The sequence below is a fragment of the Streptomyces sp. NPDC001135 genome (assembly GCF_053598395.1).
This window is the reverse complement of record NZ_JBSFKD010000005.1, coordinates 65,721-83,275: the sequence shown is the minus strand read 5'-3', so window position 1 is coordinate 83,275 and position 17,555 is coordinate 65,721. Positions and strand designations below refer to the sequence as shown.

15 protein-coding genes are annotated in these 17,555 nt (G+C 72.1%); all 15 read left to right on the top strand.

Annotated elements, in window-relative coordinates; translation table 11 throughout:
• Positions 1-7 precede the first annotated feature (7 nt).
• The 15 genes from ACWC94_RS08950 (at position 8) to ACWC94_RS08880 (ending at position 17,554) form a co-directional block, all read left to right on the top strand.
• The gene (locus ACWC94_RS08950; protein WP_450795762.1) at positions 8-946 is read left to right on the top strand and encodes a sigma-70 family RNA polymerase sigma factor; all 939 of its coding nucleotides are present in this window, start codon (positions 8-10) and stop codon (positions 944-946) included.
• Between the two features lie 229 nt (positions 947-1,175).
• The gene (locus tag ACWC94_RS08945) at positions 1,176-1,418 is read left to right on the top strand and encodes a hypothetical protein (RefSeq protein ID WP_450795760.1); all 243 of its coding nucleotides are present in this window, start codon (positions 1,176-1,178) and stop codon (positions 1,416-1,418) included.
• Positions 1,418-3,712, top strand: coding sequence for a heavy metal translocating P-type ATPase (locus ACWC94_RS08940; RefSeq protein ID WP_450795758.1), 2,295 nt, complete (start codon positions 1,418-1,420; stop codon positions 3,710-3,712). Before ACWC94_RS08945 ends, ACWC94_RS08940 begins: the two co-directional genes overlap by 1 nt.
• On the top strand, positions 3,709-4,245 hold the full coding sequence (locus tag ACWC94_RS08935; RefSeq protein WP_450795756.1) for a copper chaperone PCu(A)C: 537 nt from the start codon (positions 3,709-3,711) through the stop codon (positions 4,243-4,245). The genes ACWC94_RS08940 and ACWC94_RS08935 overlap by 4 nt, the downstream gene beginning before the upstream one ends.
• 168 nt (positions 4,246-4,413) lie before the next feature.
• Positions 4,414-5,139, top strand: a complete 726-nt coding sequence (locus ACWC94_RS08930) for a hypothetical protein (RefSeq protein ID WP_450795754.1) — start codon at positions 4,414-4,416, stop codon at positions 5,137-5,139.
• Between the two features lie 242 nt (positions 5,140-5,381).
• On the top strand, positions 5,382-6,035 hold the full coding sequence (locus tag ACWC94_RS08925; protein WP_450795752.1) for a sigma-70 family RNA polymerase sigma factor: 654 nt from the start codon (positions 5,382-5,384) through the stop codon (positions 6,033-6,035).
• Positions 6,036-6,352: 317 nt separating this feature from the next.
• Positions 6,353-7,108 (top strand): aspartyl/asparaginyl beta-hydroxylase domain-containing protein, encoded by a 756-nt coding sequence (locus ACWC94_RS08920; RefSeq protein ID WP_450795750.1) that lies wholly within the window; start codon positions 6,353-6,355, stop codon positions 7,106-7,108.
• 203 nt (positions 7,109-7,311) lie between these two features.
• Positions 7,312-8,682, top strand: a complete 1,371-nt coding sequence (locus ACWC94_RS08915) for an MFS transporter (RefSeq protein WP_450795748.1) — start codon at positions 7,312-7,314, stop codon at positions 8,680-8,682.
• A gap of 60 nt (positions 8,683-8,742) precedes the next feature.
• Positions 8,743-9,798 carry a beta-ketoacyl-ACP synthase III gene (locus ACWC94_RS08910; protein WP_450795746.1) on the top strand — a complete coding sequence of 352 codons (1,056 nt, stop codon included), beginning with the start codon at positions 8,743-8,745 and terminating at the stop codon, positions 9,796-9,798.
• Complete coding sequence (locus ACWC94_RS08905) at positions 9,795-10,031, top strand: acyl carrier protein (RefSeq protein ID WP_450795744.1); 237 nt, start codon at positions 9,795-9,797, stop codon at positions 10,029-10,031. Before ACWC94_RS08910 ends, ACWC94_RS08905 begins: the two co-directional genes overlap by 4 nt.
• A gap of 26 nt (positions 10,032-10,057) precedes the next feature.
• Positions 10,058-10,948, top strand: a complete 891-nt coding sequence (scoE, locus tag ACWC94_RS08900) for a (3R)-3-[(carboxymethyl)amino]fatty acid oxygenase/decarboxylase (RefSeq protein ID WP_450795742.1) — start codon at positions 10,058-10,060, stop codon at positions 10,946-10,948.
• Positions 10,945-11,472, top strand: coding sequence for a (2E)-enoyl-ACP glycyltransferase (gene scoD / locus ACWC94_RS08895; RefSeq protein ID WP_450795740.1), 528 nt, complete (start codon positions 10,945-10,947; stop codon positions 11,470-11,472). Before scoE ends, scoD begins: the two co-directional genes overlap by 4 nt.
• Before the next feature lie 19 nt (positions 11,473-11,491).
• Positions 11,492-13,021 (top strand): fatty acid--CoA ligase, encoded by a 1,530-nt coding sequence (locus ACWC94_RS08890; protein WP_450795738.1) that lies wholly within the window; start codon positions 11,492-11,494, stop codon positions 13,019-13,021.
• A gap of 29 nt (positions 13,022-13,050) precedes the next feature.
• The gene (locus ACWC94_RS08885; protein ID WP_450795736.1) at positions 13,051-13,308 is read left to right on the top strand and encodes a phosphopantetheine-binding protein; all 258 of its coding nucleotides are present in this window, start codon (positions 13,051-13,053) and stop codon (positions 13,306-13,308) included.
• Positions 13,295-17,554: an amino acid adenylation domain-containing protein gene (locus tag ACWC94_RS08880; RefSeq protein WP_450795734.1), complete on the top strand. Its 4,260-nt coding sequence runs from the start codon at positions 13,295-13,297 to the stop codon at positions 17,552-17,554. Before ACWC94_RS08885 ends, ACWC94_RS08880 begins: the two co-directional genes overlap by 14 nt.
• Position 17,555: the final 1 nt, after the last annotated feature.

The following is a 17,555-nucleotide window of genomic DNA, read 5'->3' as shown; positions in this document are numbered from 1 at the left end:
CCACCGCATGGACAGCGCAGCCGTCGATCGATTCGAGGCCAGCCGGGGCCGGCTGGCCTCGCTCGCATATCGTCTTCTCGGCTCGGCCGCCGACGCCGAGGACGCCGTGCAGGACACGTTCCTGCGCTGGCAGGCCGCGGACCGGGAACGCATCGAGGTGCCGGAGGCGTGGCTGACCAAGGTCGTCACCAATCTCTGCCTCGACCGGCTCCGCTCGGCACAGGCGCGCCACGAGCGCGCTGCCGGAGACTGGCTGCCCGAGCCGCTCCTCGAGGGCGACCCGATGCTCGGCCCCGCCGACACCTTCGAGCAGCGTGAATCGGTGTCCTTGGCCGTACTGACCCTCATGGAGCGGCTCTTGCCGGTCGAGCGGGCCGCTTACGTCCTGCGCGAGGCCTTCTCCTACCCCCACGCCGAGATCGCCGGGATCCTCGACATCACCGAGGCCGCGAGCCAGCAGCACGTCCACCGGGCCCGACGCCGGGTCGCCGCCGAGCGCCGCGGCGGCAACGAGGTGGACCCCGCGTCCGCGCGCCGGATCGTCGAGGAGTTCCTCGCCGCGGCCATGTCGGGGCGCACCGAACGGCTGGTGGCGATGCTCACCGCCGACGCGACCGCGGTCTCGGACGGCGCCGGACTGGCCAGGCGGCTGCTGCGGTACAAGACGCGCGAGCGCATCGCCTCCTACGTGCGGGCCGGCTTCAAGCCCACTCCGGCGAAGCGGCGGCTGGCCGGCGGCTCCCCCGCGATGCACATCGCGCTGCTCAACGGCTCCCCGGCGGTCCTCGCCGTGGTCGACGGCCGGATCGTGGGCGCCGTGGCGTTCGAAGTCAGCGACGGCAAGGTCGCGTCCCTGCGCGGCATCGGCGCCGCGGACCGGCTCGCGCGCCTCAACGAGGCCTGGCGACAGCACGAACCCGACGCACCGGTCATCACCGCATGGTGACCGCGGCCACCGCACGCAGGAGGCCCGTAGTGGGCCTGGCCCCGGCCGTGTTCACCGTCGTGCGCACGCGTTCCCGCAGGGGCGGGGGCGCGTAGCACGCGTGTCGGCCATGTGGCGCACGTCATGAACCGATGGTGGAACTCGGCCTTCGGCCCGTCCGACTCCTAGAGCGGTACGGCTGGACTGCCTGCCGCCGTACGACGGTTCGAGCGACCAGGAGAGGTCGAGCATGGCCGAGTCCCGACATCCGTCCCGCAGTGCGGACGTGGGTCCCCGCACCTTGATGCCCCCGCCCGCGCTCTGCGGCTTCCTGTTGCTGCTGGCGCTGGTCTTCGCCGTGTCGTACGCGGTGGGATCAGCCGCCGGGCCGGTGGCGCCGGGCCTGCACGGCACCGGAGCCGGCAGCGGTGGCGGTGGTGGTGGCGGTGGTGACTCGGGTGGCATGCCCGGCATGCACGGGGGCGGTGAGTGATGGCGGCCGAACCGCCGGCGCCGCTCGTGGTCACCGACCTGACGGTCGGCGGCATGACGTGCGCCGCCTGTGTGCGACGGGTGGAGAAGAAGCTCGCCAGGCTCGACGGGGTCACGGCGAGCGTCAATCTCGCCACCGGACTCGCCCGGGTCAGCCATCCGGCGGACATCCTCGCGCAGGACCTCGTCACGGCCGTCGAACAGGCAGGGTACGAGGCCGCGCTCCCCGAGCCCCCCGAGCCGGAGGGGCGTGAGGAGCCGGCCGGTGACGAGGACGACTCCGGGACCACCACCCGGCAGGAACGCGAGCGGCTCAGGATCACCGCGCTGCTCGCCGTACCCGTCCTGGTGCTGTCGATGGTGCCGTCGCTGCAGTTCCGCAACTGGCAGTGGCTGTGCTTCATGCTGGCGGCCCCGGTGGCGGTGTGGAGCGCCTGGCCGTTCCATGTACGGGCGGTGCGCGGGTTGCGTCACTCGGCGGCCACCATGGACACTCTCGTCTCGCTGGGCGTCGCGGCGTCCTTCTCCTGGTCGGCGTACGCGCTGTTCCTCGGGGGAGCGGGGGACCCCGGCATGCGGATGCCGTTCAGTCCGCTGCCGTCCGCGTCGGACGGCCCGGCGCACGTCTACCTGGAAGCCGCGGTAGGTGTGCCGCTGTTCGTGCTGGCCGGGCGGTTCCTGGAGGCGCGGGCCAGGCGGGGGACCGGGGCCGCCCTGCGGTCGCTGGCGGAACTCGCCGCCAAGGAGGTGTCCGTTCGCGACGAGCACGGCGAGCGTTCCGTCCCCGTCGAGCAGGTGCGGGTGGGTCAGGTCTTCGCCGTGCGTCCGGGCGAGCGGGTCGCCACCGACGGCAGGGTGGTGGAGGGCAGTTCCGCCGTGGACCTGTCCCTGGTCACCGGTGAGAGCGAGCCCGTCGAGGTGGGGCCCGGTTCGGCCCTGGCCGGCGGAGCCGTGAACGCCGGCGGGCTGCTGCTCGTCCGTGCCACCGCGGTCGGGGCCGACACCCGGCTGGCCCGCATCACCCGGCTGGTGACGGAGGCCCAGGCGGGCAAGGCGCGGGCACAGCGGCTGGCCGACGCGGTGGCCGGCGTGTTCGTGCCGGTCGTGCTGACCATCGCCGTCACCGTGCTCGGGTTCTGGCTCGGTGCCGGAGCCGACCCGCAGGCGGCGATCACCGCCTGCGTGGCCGTCCTGGTCGTGGCCTGCCCCTGCGCGCTCGGCCTGGCCACACCGACCGCCCTGATGGCCGCCACCGGCCGCGGGGCTCAGCTCGGCGTGCTGGTCAGCGGCCCGCGGACGCTGGAGGCACTCCAGCACATCGACACGGTCGTCCTGGACAAGACGGGCACCGTGACCAGCGGCCACATGACCGTCGCCCAGGTCACGGCCGCCCCGGGCGGACTCGGTCGGGAAGCCGTCCTCCGCCTCGCCGGTGCCGTGGAACAGGGCTCGGAGCATCCCCTCGGCCGGGCCGTCGCCGCATACGCACGGCGCTCGGCGGCCGAGGAGCCGCTGCCCGCCGTCAGCGGCTTCGCGGCCACGCCGGGCCGGGGAGTACACGGCCGCGTGGACGGCTGCACGGTGGAAGTGCTGGCCCCCGACGACGAGTTGCCGACCGCGCTGACGGACGCCCTCGCGGCGGCGGAGAGCGCCGCGCACACACCGGTGGTCGTGCGGGTGGACGGGGTGGCCGAGGCGCTGATCGCGGTCGGCGACGTCGTGCGCCCCGGCAGTTACCGGGCCGTGGACCGGCTGCGCAGGCTCGGGATCCACCCGGTACTCGCCACCGGCGACCGAGAGGCACCCGCCCGGGCCGTGGCCGACGGGCTCGGCATCGACGAGGTCCACGCCCGCTGCACGCCCGAGGACAAGGCAACCCTGGTACGGCGGCTACAGGAGGAGGGCCGCCGGGTCGCGGTCGTCGGCGACGGCGTGAACGACGCCGCGGCGCTCGCCGGCGCCGATCTGGGCATCGCCATGGGCAGCGGTACGGACGTGGCCATCGGCGCGGCCGACCTCACTCTCGTGCGCGGGGACATCGAAGCCCTGGGAGACGCCGTCCTGCTCGCCCGGCGTACCCTCGGCACGATCCGGACCAATCTGGTGTGGGCCTTCGGCTACAACGTCGTCACCGTGCCGCTCGCCATGGTCGGCCTGCTCAACCCCATGGTGGCCGCGGCCGCCATGTCGGCCAGTTCCGTGCTGGTGGTGGGCAACAGCCTGCGCCTGCGGGCCTGGCAGCCGGCGCCCGCCCCGGCGCGCGAGCGACGACAGCGGAGGGCCGGCCACCTGTGAACGGCGTCCTCACCCGTCTGCCGGACCGGCTCACCGATCGCCGACGACTGGCCGGCACACTTCTCGCCGCCCTCGTACCCGTGGCCGCCTCCAGTCTGGCTCTCGCGGGTCTGACCACGTGGGTCGGGACGGGCAACGCGGGCAGCCCGGCCCGCATACGCGTCACCGAAGGGCGCGTCCTTCTCCCGGCCACCGGTTCCTCCGAGACGGCGGCGTTCTTCCGCATCATCAACGAGGGCGGCTCGGCCGACCGCCTGGTGGGGGTCACCTCGCCCGACGCTCCCGGCGGAGTGGGTCTGGCCCGCCATCACATGGGGAGCGGGGCGACGGCCTACCGGGCCGCGATCGAGTCGGTCGGGATACAGGCGGGGAAGAGCGTCGCCATGTCGCCGTACGGGGTGGACCTCACGGTGACGGCCCCGGCCGGCACATGGCGACCGGGTGACCTCGTGTCCTTCACCCTGACGTTCAGCCGCAGCGGCCAGGTGAAGCTTCCCGCGGTCGTCGTCCGGCCGGGAACCGTCGCCTTCTGACAGCGGCCGGCCCAGAGGCGCCTCGATACAGAAGTCGCCTGCGACGCCCGCCGAGTTCCCGTCCTGCGGGTGTGGGGTGTGTCACCCTTCTCCGGTTGAGTCCGGGGGCAGGTCTTCGTCCGTACCCCCTGACGAGGATCGGACCACGGGTGCGAAGATGGGCGCGTCATGACTGTCGGAGGGTGGTGCCGCACGCTGCGGGCCGGTGTGTTCGCCGCCGCCTGCGTGCTGCTCGCTGCCCTCGGCCACGTGCTCATGTCCGACGCGTCGGTGCCCTGGTGGGCCATGGCGGCGGGCGGCGCCGGGACAGGTGCGGCCGGTTGGTGCCTCGCCGGCCGTGAGCGTGGGACCGCGCTGATCGTGACGGTCGTGGTCGCGGCTCAGGCCGTGCTCCACGAGACCTTCTCCTTCGCCCAGTCCGCCGCATCCGGCCGCAACGCCGCCTCGGACGGCATGAGCCCGATGCACATGGGCTCGATGGGCTCCATGCACCCCATGGGCTCGATGCACATGGGCTCGATGCACACGGCCGGGACGGACATGCCCGGCACGGGGCACATGGGAGCGGACTCCATGGCCCACCTGGGGGCCGGCGTGCACGGCTCCCACAGCATGGGCGGGACGGCCGGGTTCGGGATGTACGCCGCTCACCTGCTCGCCGCGGTCCTGTGCGGCCTGTGGCTGGCGTACGGCGAGCGCGCGGTCTTCCGCATTCTGCGGGCCGCGGCCGCCCGCCTGGTGGCACCCCTGCGGATGCTGCTCGCCCTGCCCGTGCCGCCGCGCAGGCCGTCCGTGCGAAGGCGCCGGCCCACCGGTCACCGCGTCCTGGCACGACTCCTTCTCTGTTACGCCATCATCTCCCGGGGGCCGCCCGCAGGGACCGCTGTCGTCTGAGACAGCCGGATCCACCGGGGCTCTCCCTTTCTTTCTCCGCACAGGTCTCCTGAGCCTTCCTCGGAGGCCTTGGCGGTCCGTGCCGTGAGCGGTTCCTGAGGAACCCGCGCGCACCGACCGCGTTCACACGAGCCTGCGTGAGCCCCGGGCACCGCCGTACCAACCCCTACGGCTGCACCCCGTTCACCGGAGAGCCGTGGCCTCACAGGGCCGGGCCCCGGATGACTTGAGAAGGACTCCTCGTGATCACTTCTGCCCTGCCTGCTGCACGGACCCAGAGGGCCTCGGCGGACGCGTCGGCGACCGCCTGGGCGCTGGCCGCCCGGAGCGGTGACCCCGACGCGGCCGAACGTTTCGTGCGGGCCCTGCACTCCGACGTGCTGCGCTACGTCGCCCACCTGGGGGCGGATCCCCAGAGCGTCGACGATCTGGCACAGGACACGTTCGTGCGGGCACTCGCCAGCCTCCACCGGTTCGAGGGCCGCGCCTCGGCCCGTACCTGGCTGCTGTCCATCGCCCGCTGCGCCGTCGTCGACAGCTTCCGCCGCGCAGCCGTCCGGCCCCGGACGGCGGACAGCCACGACTGGCAGACGGCCGTGGAATGGGCCCAGCCGCAGGGCCTGCCGGGCTTCGACGACGGCATCGCGCTTCTCGACCTGTTGGAGGCGCTCCCCGACGAACGCCGTGAGGCGTTCGTCCTGACACAAGTGGTGGGGTTGTCCTACGAGGAGGCCGCCCGGCTCGGCGGCTGCCCGGTCGGCACGGTGCGGTCCCGCGTGGCCCGCGCACGGATGACCCTCATGGGCCTGCTCGACGAGGCCGACAGACCCGGCGGGACACCGCGCGCGGGGGAGCCCGCTCGCCGCACGAGCGTCCCGGCCGCCACGGCGGCCTGAGACGGACGGTGCCGGCGTCACCCGCGGACGAGCTGTGCGAGGTGGCGCCGGCGCTCGACGCCCGGGGGCGGTCGCGCGTCCACGACGGTGATCCTCAAAGGGGCGTCACCGGCCGCGCCCGCGACGGGCGCAGGTGACAAGCAGGGCCAGTGCTCCGCCGCACGCGGCCGGGGGAGCCGGAACCGGACCGGCAACTCCGGTCGTCCGGCACGCGGCACATTGCCCGAAAGCCGCGGGAACTCACTCGCTCACCCGTCCGACTACTGATGCGACGGCGCGGCACAGCGCGCGGTCGCGGCAGGAGCCAGGAGGACCCCATGACACCCGAGATAGAGAACGCGTTCGCGGCGATCCGGAGCGACCACGGTGCGGAATCCCTCGGCCGGGTGGAGCGCATGCTGGAACCCGGAGGGGGAGGGACACGGCACCCGCTCCAGAAGGGAGCCAAGTGGATCCTGCCGGGCCTGTCTCCCACCCCGTGGCACGATCCCCGCGCCCACCCGGAACTGATCTCCGTCGTCGAGGCGCTGGAATCCGCTCATCCGGTCATCAAGGAAGAGCTGAAATCAGCCTGGGCGGTGCGTCGGGAGGCGTTTTCCGACTACGCGCACTACCTGACCCGGCAGCAGAACTGGCAGGCTCTCCACCTTTATCGCGACGGGGCGATGGTCGAGGAATCGGCCGCGACCGTGCCCACCGCCTACAAAGTGCTCGAAGAGTCCGCCGTCGACACCGGGAAGATCTGCCCGCTGCTCGAAAGCCACTTCTCCACCCTGCTCCCCGGGGCGTCGATAGCCCCGCATTGCGACCTGTGGAACTTCAGCATCAACCTGCATCTCGCCGTGGACATCCCCGACGGGTGCAGCCTCACCGTCGCAGGTGAGACCCGCACCTGGCAGGAGGGCCACTGCCTGCTGTTCGACTACTCCTTCGAGCACGAGGCGCGCAACGACGGTGACCGTCCACGCACCTGCCTCCTTGTGGACCTCTGGCATCCGGAAACAACCGTCCCGGAACGGCGGGCACTGGAAGTGCTCATCTCGGAAATCAGGCGACTGATGGGGGAGAACTGACCGCCTGAAACTCCTGGAAAGAAAGCCGGCAGTTATGTGCTGTCGGTTTTCAGTGCTGCCGGGAAATGGAATTCCCAGCCCTGGGGAATGCCGCAGGGCGGCCATTCTCAAGTCTTCTTCGGGGTGCTATCGTGACCGAAAATGATCGACGGATTCGATATTCGGCGCTCTTTCTTTTCTGCTGGTGAGGGGGGAACCGGACGATGTCGGCACGGCTGCCCCTGCTCGTCCTGGCGCTGGCCCAACTGGTCATCGCCCTCGACTACAACATCGTGTACGTCGCGCTGCCCGACATAGGCGCCGGCCTCGGATTCGCGGAGCACGACCTGCAGTGGGTGGTGAGCGCCTACGTCGTGACGACGGGCGGCTTCCTGCTGCTGGGCGGCCGGGCCGCGGACCTGCTGGGCCGCCGCCGGACGTTCGTCGCCGCCGCACTCGTCTACGCGATCTCCTCTCTGGTGGGAGGGCTCTCGGCGACCCCGGGAGCACTGGTCGCCGTGCGGGCGGTCCAGGGCGTCGGCGGATCCCTGCTGTTCCCGGCCACCCTTTCCCTGATCAACACGATCTACGCCGAAGGACCGGAGCGGAACCGGGCGTTGGCGGTGTGGGGTGCCGCGGGGGCGGGCGGCCTCTGCTTCGGCTCCCTCCTCGGCGGGGCCTTGGTGGAGGCGTTCGGCTGGCCCTCGGTGTTCTTCGTCAACGTTCCCGTGGCGGGAGCCATCGCCTGGGCGGGCTGGGCACTGTTCCCCGCGGACGCCCCGCCCGCGGGTGCGCGGAGGTTCGACCTGCTGGGCGCCCTGACCGGGACCGGAGGCGTCACCCTCCTGGTGTTCCTGCTGGTGCACGCGCCCGAGGCGGGCTGGAGCAGCCCGTCCGCCCTCGTAAGCGCGGTGCTCTCGCCGGCCCTGCTCACGCTCTTCGCCGTCGTCGAGACACGTTCACGCGATCCGCTCGTGCCGCCCCGGCTGTTGCGGCAACGCGGGCTCGCCGCGGCGATGGCGGTGACCGCCGTGTACAGCGCCACGTTCAGTTCCGTGCCGTACTTCCTGACGCTGTACTTCCACACCGTGCGCGGCTACAGCGCGTTCACGACCGGCCTCGCCTTCCTCGTCCCGGCACTGGTGGTCGCCGCCGGAACCCAGGCCGGGGAACGGGCCGTCGCAGCCGTCGGCGTACGCCGCATGCTGGTCGGCGGCATGGCGCTCGGCGCGGTGGGCGCGGCTGCTCTCGGCCTCGCGCTCACCCGGCACGGTTCGTACCCGCTGCTGCTGCCGGGCATCGTGCTGCTGGGGCTGGGCCAGGGCGCAGCCTGGACCGGCATGTGGATCACCGCTGCCGCCGGTGTCGCCCCCGATGATCAGGGCGTGGCGTCGGGGCTCGCCTCGACCAGTCTCCAAGTCGGCGGCGCCGTGGGCCTCGCGGCGCTGGTGGCGCTGGCCGGCGCTGCCGGGCAGCACCCGGCTGACGGCGCCTCGCCCGCCGGGATCAGGGCCGCCGTGTTCGCGATAGCGGCCGGCATCGCATGCGGCGTGCCGCTGGCCCTCGCCGTGCGCACCACGACCACCAGCCCCTAGACCACCCCTTCCTTCGCCGCCACCGGACGCCCCGTGCTCTTCGACCCCTGGAGAACAGCCGTGCCCCGTAACGCCCCCAGCCCACCGGCCGCCGTCCTGTGCGGCCTGGCCGGATGGGTACCGCCCCGTGTGGTCACCAACGACGAGCTGGCCGAGCGGCTCGACACCGACGACGCCTGGATCCGCACCCGCACCGGAATCCGCCGGCGCCACGTCATCGAGCCCGGCCAGGCGACCTCGGACCTGGCCGTCGAAGCCGGGAGCCGAGCCCTGCGCAGCGCCGGAGCCGACTCCGTCGACGCGGTGATCGTCACCACGACCACGCCCGACCGGCCCTGCCCGGCCACGGCGCCCGCGGTCGCCGCCCGGCTCGGACTGGGAGGTGTGGCCGCCTTCGACGTCGGTGCCGTGTGCACCGGATTCGTGTACGGACTCGCCACCGCCGCCGGGCTGATCACCTCCCAGGTGGCCGGACGGGTCCTGCTCATCGGCGCGGACACGTACTCCACGATCGTGGATCCGCTGGACCGGGCCAACGCCATCATCTTCGGGGACGGCGCCGGCGCCGTCGTCCTGCGCGCGGGAGGCGCCGACGAACCCGGGGCCGTCGGCCGGTTCGACCTCGGCAGTGACGGCGCCCACGAGGACCTCATCACCATCGCGGCCGGCGGTTCCCGCCAGCGCGCCGGCGGAGCCGGAGTACAGCGCCGCGACCGGCACTTCGCGATGCGCGGCAACGAGGTCTACCGCCACGCGGTGACCCGTATGGCCGAGTCCGCGCGAACCGTCCTGCACGCGGCCGGCTGGAAGACCGACGACGTCGACCACTTCGTCCCCCACCAGGCCAACCTGCGCATCCTCCGCTCGGTCGCCGACGACCTGGGCCTGCCCTGGGAACGCTGCGTGGCCAACGTCGACTCGGTCGGCAACACCGGTGCCGCCTCCATCCCGCTCGCCCTCTCCCACGCGGCCGCCCGGCAAGCGGTCCGCCCCGGCGACCGACTCCTGCTCACCGCCTTCGGCGGCGGCCTCACCTGGGGTTCCTGCCTGCTGACCTGGCCCGAACTGCCCGTAGCCGCCCACTCGTACGACCGAGGAGAAGAAACCGTCCCATGAGCACCACCACCTACGACCGGCTGGTCGAGATCCTGGCGAAACTGCACGACGCCCCGGCCGACCGCTTCACCCCCGAGGCCACCTTCGCCGACCTGGACGTCGACTCGCTGACGATGGTCGAGATCAGCATCCGCATCGAACGCGACCTCGGTGTGACGGTGCACGACAGCGAGCTGCGCCCCACCCTCACCCTCGCCGGCACCGCGGCGCTGATCGACTCCCACGCCGGCTGACCCCCTCACGAAGGACGACGACACCCATGAAGATCACCGAACACCTCGGCTCGTCCCTCGGCGCCACGGTCGAGGGCTTCGACCACGCCGCCGCCTCCGACGCGGACATCGAAACGCTCAAGCAGACCGTCTACACGAAGAAGATCGCCGTACTGAAGCAGCAGGACCTGTCCCCCCGGCAGTTCCTGGACCTCGCCAGGCGCCTCGGACGTCCGGAGACGTACTACGAACCGATGTACCACCACCCCGAGTACCCGGAGATATTCGTCTCCTCCAACGTCCCGGAGAACGGCAGGCAGATAGGAGTACCGAAGACCGGCAAGTTCTGGCACGCCGACTACCAGTTCATGCCCGACCCCTTCGGCATCACCCTGATCCACCCCCAGGTCATCCCCCAGAAGAACCGCGGCACCTACTTCATCGACATGGGCCGGGCCTACGCGAAGCTGCCCGGGGACCTCAAGAAGCAGGTCGCCGACACCTACTGCCGGCACTCGGTCCGCAAGTACTTCAAGATCCGCCCGCACGACGTCTACCGCCCGCTCTCCGAGATCATCGAAGAGGTCGAACGCAAGACCCCGCCCGTCCGCCAGCCCACCACGTTCACCCACCCCCTCACCGGCGAGAGGGTCCTGTACATCAGCGAGGGCTTCACCGTCGGCATCGAGGACGCGGACGGCACGCCGCTCGACGACGATCTGCTGCACCGCCTCTTCGAGGCGACCGGCCAGCTCGACGACACCTTCGAGCACGACAACATCCATCTGCAGAGCTTCGAACAGGGCGACCTGCTGATCTGGGACAACCGCAGCCTCATCCACCGCGCCCGGCACACCACCACCCCGGAGCCGACCGTCTCCCACCGTGTCACCGTCCACGACGAGCGCAAGCTGCACGACGGGATACCAGCGGCATGACCACACCCGCCGTCGACCCCTCGTACACCACCGACGCCGGCCTGCTGAAGCGCGTCCTTTCGCCGTACAAGACGCACTGCACGTACCTGAAGTCCGCCGTCGTGACGGCTCGGCCGGAACGCGTCTCGGCGCGCTGCGAGTTCGCCGTCCCCGAGTCCTGCTACATCGACGACACCGGCCACCTGAACTCGGTCGAGGTCAACATCGCCTACAACCAGATGATGTACTACCTCGTCGCGAAGTCCGTGCAGGAGAAACTCCTGGCCGGGTTCGAGGACTGGACCCTCGACGACTTCTGGCGGCACCAGCTCCCGGACATCCTCATCGCCCGCTTCGCTGGCACCTTCCGGCGCCCCGTCGACCCGCGTTCCTTCTTCGGCGAGATGGAGTTCCTGAACGTCACCCGGCGCGAGCCCGGCGGCGGCAAGCCGTTCCTCCACGCCGAGACCTCGTACCGCTACTGGGACGCCCACGGCGGCCGGTGCGACGGCGAGGCGACTCTCGCGTTCGTCAACATCCCCTGAACCACCGAAGGGATCGCCCATGGAGACGCTCGTCCAGACCATCCGCTTCCACGCCGGCCACCGGCCCGAGCACCCGGCCGTGCTCTGCGAGGGCCGCAGCCTGTCGTACGCAGACCTGCACCGCGCGAGCAACCGCATCGCCCACGCGATCCGGGCCGCGGGACTCACCGAGGGCGACCGCGTGGCCTACCTGGGCAAGGAGTCCGAGCACTACTACGAGATCCTCTTCGGCTGCGCCAAGAGCGGCACCGTCCTGGTCCCCGTCAACTGGCGGCTCACCGCGCCCGAGGTCAGCCACATCCTCCAGGACTCCGGCACCGCACTGCTCTTCCTCGAGCCGGAGTTCGCGCCGATCGTGCAGCGCATGCCGACAGCGCCGCCGGAGACCGTCGTACCGCTGGACCTTCTGGCTGACTGGGCGAAGCGACACCCCGACCGGGAACCCGCGTTCGAGCCCGGCCCGGACACCCCCGTCGCCCAGCTCTACACCAGCGGCACCACCGGCCTGCCCAAGGGCGTCGTCCTGGCCCACCGCAGCTTCTTCGCCATCCGTGCGGCCCTGGCCCGCGACGGGCTGGACTGGATCGACTGGCGGGACGGCGACCTCGCCCTCGTCGGCATCCCCGGCTTCCACATCGGCGGCCTGTGGTGGGCCACGCAGAACCTCAACGCGGGGACGACCATCGTGGCGATGCGCTCCTTCGCCGCCCGCCGAGCCGTCGACCTGATCCGCGATCTGGGCGTCACCACCGCCTGCGTGGTCCCGGCGATGCTCCGCATGATGCTCACCGAACCCGGTGTCTGCGCCAAGGACTTCACCACCCTGCGCAAGACCGTCTACGGCGGCTCGCCGATCTCCGAGAGCCTGCTGGAGGAGAGCCTCGCCGTACTGGACTGCGAGTTCGCGCAGATCTACGGGCTCACCGAGACCGGCAACACCGCCGTGTGCCTGCCACCGGCCGACCATGTCCCGGGCGGACCGCGCATGCAGGCCGCGGGCCACCCCTATCCCGGCGTCCGCGCCAAGGTGATCGACGACGCGGGCGGCGAACTGCCGCCGGGCGAGATCGGCGAGGTCTGCCTGCACACCCCGGCCCGGATGGTGGAGTACTGGGGCCTGCCCGACAAGACCGCGCAGACCCTGGTCGACGGGTGGATCCACACCGGCGACGCCGGGTACGTCGACGAGGACGGCTACCTCTTCATCCGTGACCGGATCAAGGACGCGATCCTCGTCGCCGGCGAGAACGTGTACCCGGCCGAGATCGAGAACGCTCTGGAACACCACCCGGGCGTGGCCGAGGCGGTGATCGTCGGCGCCCCCGACGAGCGCTGGGGCGAACGGGTCCACGCGTTCGTCGTCCCCGCCCCGGGGACCCGGCCGAGCCCTCGGGACCTGCACACCTTCCTCGTGCCGCGGCTTGCCGCCTTCAAGCTGCCCTCGCGCTACGAGTTCATCGACCGGGTACCGCGCAACCCCAGCGGCAAGATCCTGCGCCGCGAACTGCGCGACCGCTTCTGGGGCGACTGCGCCCGCAAGGTCAACTGACGCCTCCCACAACGTCGTAGAGAGAGCCCATGCCTGAACCCCTCACCCCGGAGAGCTTCCGCGCCGACCTCGCGGAGCTCCTCTATCTGCGGCCCGACGAAGTGGACCTGGAGGAGAGCCCGCTGGACGCCGGCCTCGACTCCCTTCGCATCGTCACCCTGCTCGAACGGTGGCAGGCCGCCGGAGCGGACGTCAGCTTCGTGGACCTCGCCGAGCGCACCTCCTTCGCCCAGTGGTGGCGGTTGCTGGCCGAGCGCCAGGGAGGTGCGGCCCGTGCCGACACCTGAGTCCGCACCCCGCCACCGGCTCCTGGCCGCCCAGGAGGGCATCTGGACCGGGCAGCAGCTCGACCCGGACAGCCCCGCCTACAACACGGCCGAGTACGTGTGCGTGGACGGCCCGGTGGACGCGGCCGTCTTCGACACGGCACTCCACCACGTCGTCGCCGAGACCGAAGCCCTCAACGTCACCTTCGCCGTGGACGGCGAAGGGCGCCCCTGGCAGCTCGAAACCCCCTGCCCGAACTGGCGGTTGCACGTCGTCGACCTCGCCGCCGAGGCGGACCCGCACACCGCCGCCCTCGCATGGATGGCCACGGACATGGCCCGCCCGGTGGACCTGACCACCGGCCCGCTGTTCGGGCACGCCCTGCTGAAGACGGCGAGCGACCAGTACCTCTGGTACCACCGTGTCCATCACATCGCCCTCGACGGCTTCGGCCTCTCCCTGATCGCCCGCCGCGTGGCCCAGGTCTACACGGCCCTCATGGCGGGCGGGCCGATACCCGAGAGCGGCTTCGGCACCCTGGAGGCCGTCCGCGCCGAGGAACACGCCTACCGGCAGTCCGCTCGCCACGCCGAGGACCGCGCCTACTGGACCGGCCGCTACGCCGACCGCCCCCCGGTGGCGACCCCGGCCGGCCGCTCCGCCCTGCCCGCTCGCACCTTCCGCCGGTGCGTGACCGACCTCGACGCGACCCGGGCCGACGCCCTGCGCACGGTCGCCCGTGAGCTGTCGGTGACCTGGTCCGAGGTGCTGCTCGCGGCCACCGCCGCCCAACTGCACCGGACCACCGGCGCGCCGGAGATCGTCCTGAGCCTGCCGGTCATGGGCCGCCTCGGCTCCGTGTCGCTGCGCGTACCGGCGATGGTCCGCAACATCCTGCCGCTGCGTGTCGCCGTCCGCGCCGACGACAGCCTGCGCGACCTCGCGACCCGCGTCTCCCGGGAACTCCGGGCCGGTCTGCCCCACCAGCGCTACCGCTACGAACAACTGCGCCGCGACCTGAAGCTGGTGGGCGGACAGCGCAGGCTCTCCGGGCCCGGCGTCAACATCATGCCGTTCGCGTACGACCTGAGGTTCGCCGGGCACCGCAGCACCGTCCACAACGTCTCCGCGGGTCCCGTCGACGACCTGGCGGTCAACGTGTACGACCGTTCCGACGGCACCGGCCTGCGGATCGCGGTGGACGCCCATCCCGACCTGTACGAGCAGGCCGAAGTCACCGCGTTCCAGCGGGGGTTGCTCGCGCTGCTCGACGAGGCGGTGGCCGCCCCGGACAGGCCGCTGCGCCCGGCGGCCGTACCGGTTCTGGACGGCGGGCCGCTGCCCGGTCCCGCCCGCCCGGTGCTGAGCCTGATCGCCGACCGTGCCGCCCGTCAGGGCGGGGCCGTCGCCGTGGAGCATGCCGGGGACAGCGTCACCTATGCCCGGCTGTACGGCACCGCACGCGACGTGGCCCGCCGTCTGACGGCCCGTGGCATCGGGCGGGGCGACCTGGTGGCCGTGGCACTGCCCCGTGGGACCGACGCCGTCACCGCCCTGCTCGGCGTGCTGCTGTCGGGCGCGGCCTACTGTCCCCTCGACCCGACCGCGCCCGCCGACCGGACGGCACACCTGCTGAGCGAGGCCGGGCCCGCTCTGGTCCTGACGACGTCCTTGCGTGCGCGCACCTTCGCGGGCACGCCCGTACTCGCGCTCGACCTGCCGGACTCGTCGCCCGGACCCGCCCCTGAGCCCCCGTCACCCGAGGACCTCGCCTACGTCATCCACACCTCCGGCTCCACCGGCCGCCCCAAGGGCGTCGAGATCAGCCACGGCTCCCTCGCGAACTTCGTGGCAGGTGCCACGTACCGCTACGGGCTGCGCCACGACGACCGCGTCCTGCAGTTCGCGCCGCTCCACTTCGACACCAGCGTGGAGGAGATCCTCCTCACCCTGTGCGCCGGCGGCACGCTCGTCGTGCGTACCGACGGGATGACGGAGTCGGTCCCGCGCTTCCTGGAGGACTGCGCGCGCCTGCGCGTCAGCGTGCTGGACCTGCCCACCGCGTACTGGCACGAACTCGCCTACGCCCTCTCGACGGGCACGAGCGCCCTGCCCGAAGGAGTGCGGGCCGTCGTCATCGGCGGTGAGGCGGCCCTCCCCGAACGGGTGGAGCGCTGGCGCAAGGCCGTCGGTACGTCGGTCCGGCTGTTCAACACGTACGGTCCGACGGAGGCGACCGTGGTCGCCACGGTCGCCGACCTGCACGACCCCGCGCTCGCCCCCGGCGACGCGCCGATCGGGCTGCCGCTGCCCGGCACCCGGGCCGCCGTCGTCGGCGGGGAACTGTACCTCCTGGGCGGCAACCTGGGCCTCGGGTACCGAGGCGCAGCCACTCCCGACTCCGCCCGGTTCGCCCCCCTTGCCGCACTCCCCGGAGCGCCTCGCGCCTACCGCACGGGCGACCTCGTGGACATCGGTGAGGACGGACAGCTGCGGTTCCTCGGCCGGGCGGACGAGGAAGTCAAGATCAGCGGTCATCGCGTCCATCCGGCCGAAGTGGAAACCGCCCTGCTCACCCATCCACGGATTCGTGAGGCGGCGGTCGTCGGACAGACAGCGCCGGACGGCACCCGCCACCTCGCGGCCCATCTGGTCGTGGACCCTCCGGCCCCGTCCGCCTCCGAGGTGAGGGACCACCTGCGGGCGCAGCTCCCCGGCGCGATGATCCCCTCCGCCGTCGCGTTCCACCACCGCCTTCCGCGCTCCGGATCCGGCAAGATCGACCGGTCCGCGTTGAGCGCGTCCTCCGCGACCCGGGCCGCCTTCGCCGGCAGCCCTCTGGAAAAGGCCGTCATCGGTGTCTGGCAGCAGGTCCTGGGCGCCGACGGCATCACCGCCGCCGACGACGTCTTCGACCTGGGCGCCCAGTCCCTCCAAGCCATCCAGGTCGCCAACCGGCTCGGTGTGGAACTCGGCCGCGAGGTACGGGTCGCCTGGCTCTTCCAACACCCCACCGCCGCCGAACTCGCCCGCTTCCTCGACGGCCGGTCACCCACCGCCACCACCACCGGCCTCCCGGCGGACCTTCACACCGACACCGTCCTCGACCCGGACATCCGGCCCGGTACCGGCCGCTGCCCGGACGCACCCCGGCGCGTCCTGCTGACCGGCGCCACCGGCTTCGTCGGCGCGCACCTGCTGGCGGAGCTCCTGGCCACCACAGAAGGCGAGATCGTCTGCACCGTCCGTGCGGGTAGCGACGACGAGGCCCTGGACCGCGTCCACCAGGCCCTGGAGCACCACCGCCTCTCCCTCCCGCAAGCCCGGACGAACCGCGTCGCCGCCGTCCGCGCCGATCTCGCCCGCCCCGGCCTCGGCCTCGCACCGGACCTCCTCGGCGAGCTGGCCGGGACCTGCGACGCGATCTTCCACAACGCCGCGACGGTCAGCATCATGCGGGAGTACGGCACCCTGCGAGCGGTCAACACCGAGTCCACGCGGCACCTGCTGCGCCTGGCCGCCGCGCGGTCGATCCCGCTCCACTACGTCTCCACCCTGTCCGTGGCCCCGCCCGCGAGCCTGAGCCCCGAGGTACCGGAAGAGTTCCTGCCACCCCACGCCGGTCTGCGGTACGGCTACCAGCAGTCGAAATGGGCCTCCGAACGACTCCTCGAACAAGCCGCCGAGCGGGGTCTGCCGGTCACCGTGCACCGCCTGGGCCGCGTGGTCGGACCGGCGGGGTCCGGACACGTCAACACGCGCGACTTCCTGTGGAGCGTGCTGAGGGCCGGTATCCCCGCGGGCATCCTCCCGGAGTTGTTCGAGGACGAGATCTGGACACCGGTCGACCACGTCGCGACGTCCGTCGTGCGTCTCGCCCTCACCGCCACCGGACCCGTGTTCAACCACGCGGCCGTACCGAGGGTGCGGCTGAGCGATCTCTACGACTGGATCGAGGAGTACGGCTACCCCGTGCGACGCGTGGCGCTGGCCCGGTGGCGCGCCGAGCTGCCCCGCTCGGCCGATGTCGCCACCACCACGCTCGCCTTCTTCGACTCCGCGGGAACGGGCGGGAGCGACACTCCCGACCTGCGCCTCGGGCGTGTCCACGCCGGCAACGTCCGCGAGGGGCTGCGGGACAGCGGCATCACCTGCCCGCCCATCGGCCGGGACCTGGTGTTCCGGTACCTCGACCAGTGCGTCGCCGCGGGCGAACTGCCCGCGGCGACCGGAAGGGAACCCCGCCCCGTCGTGCCGGTCACGTAGT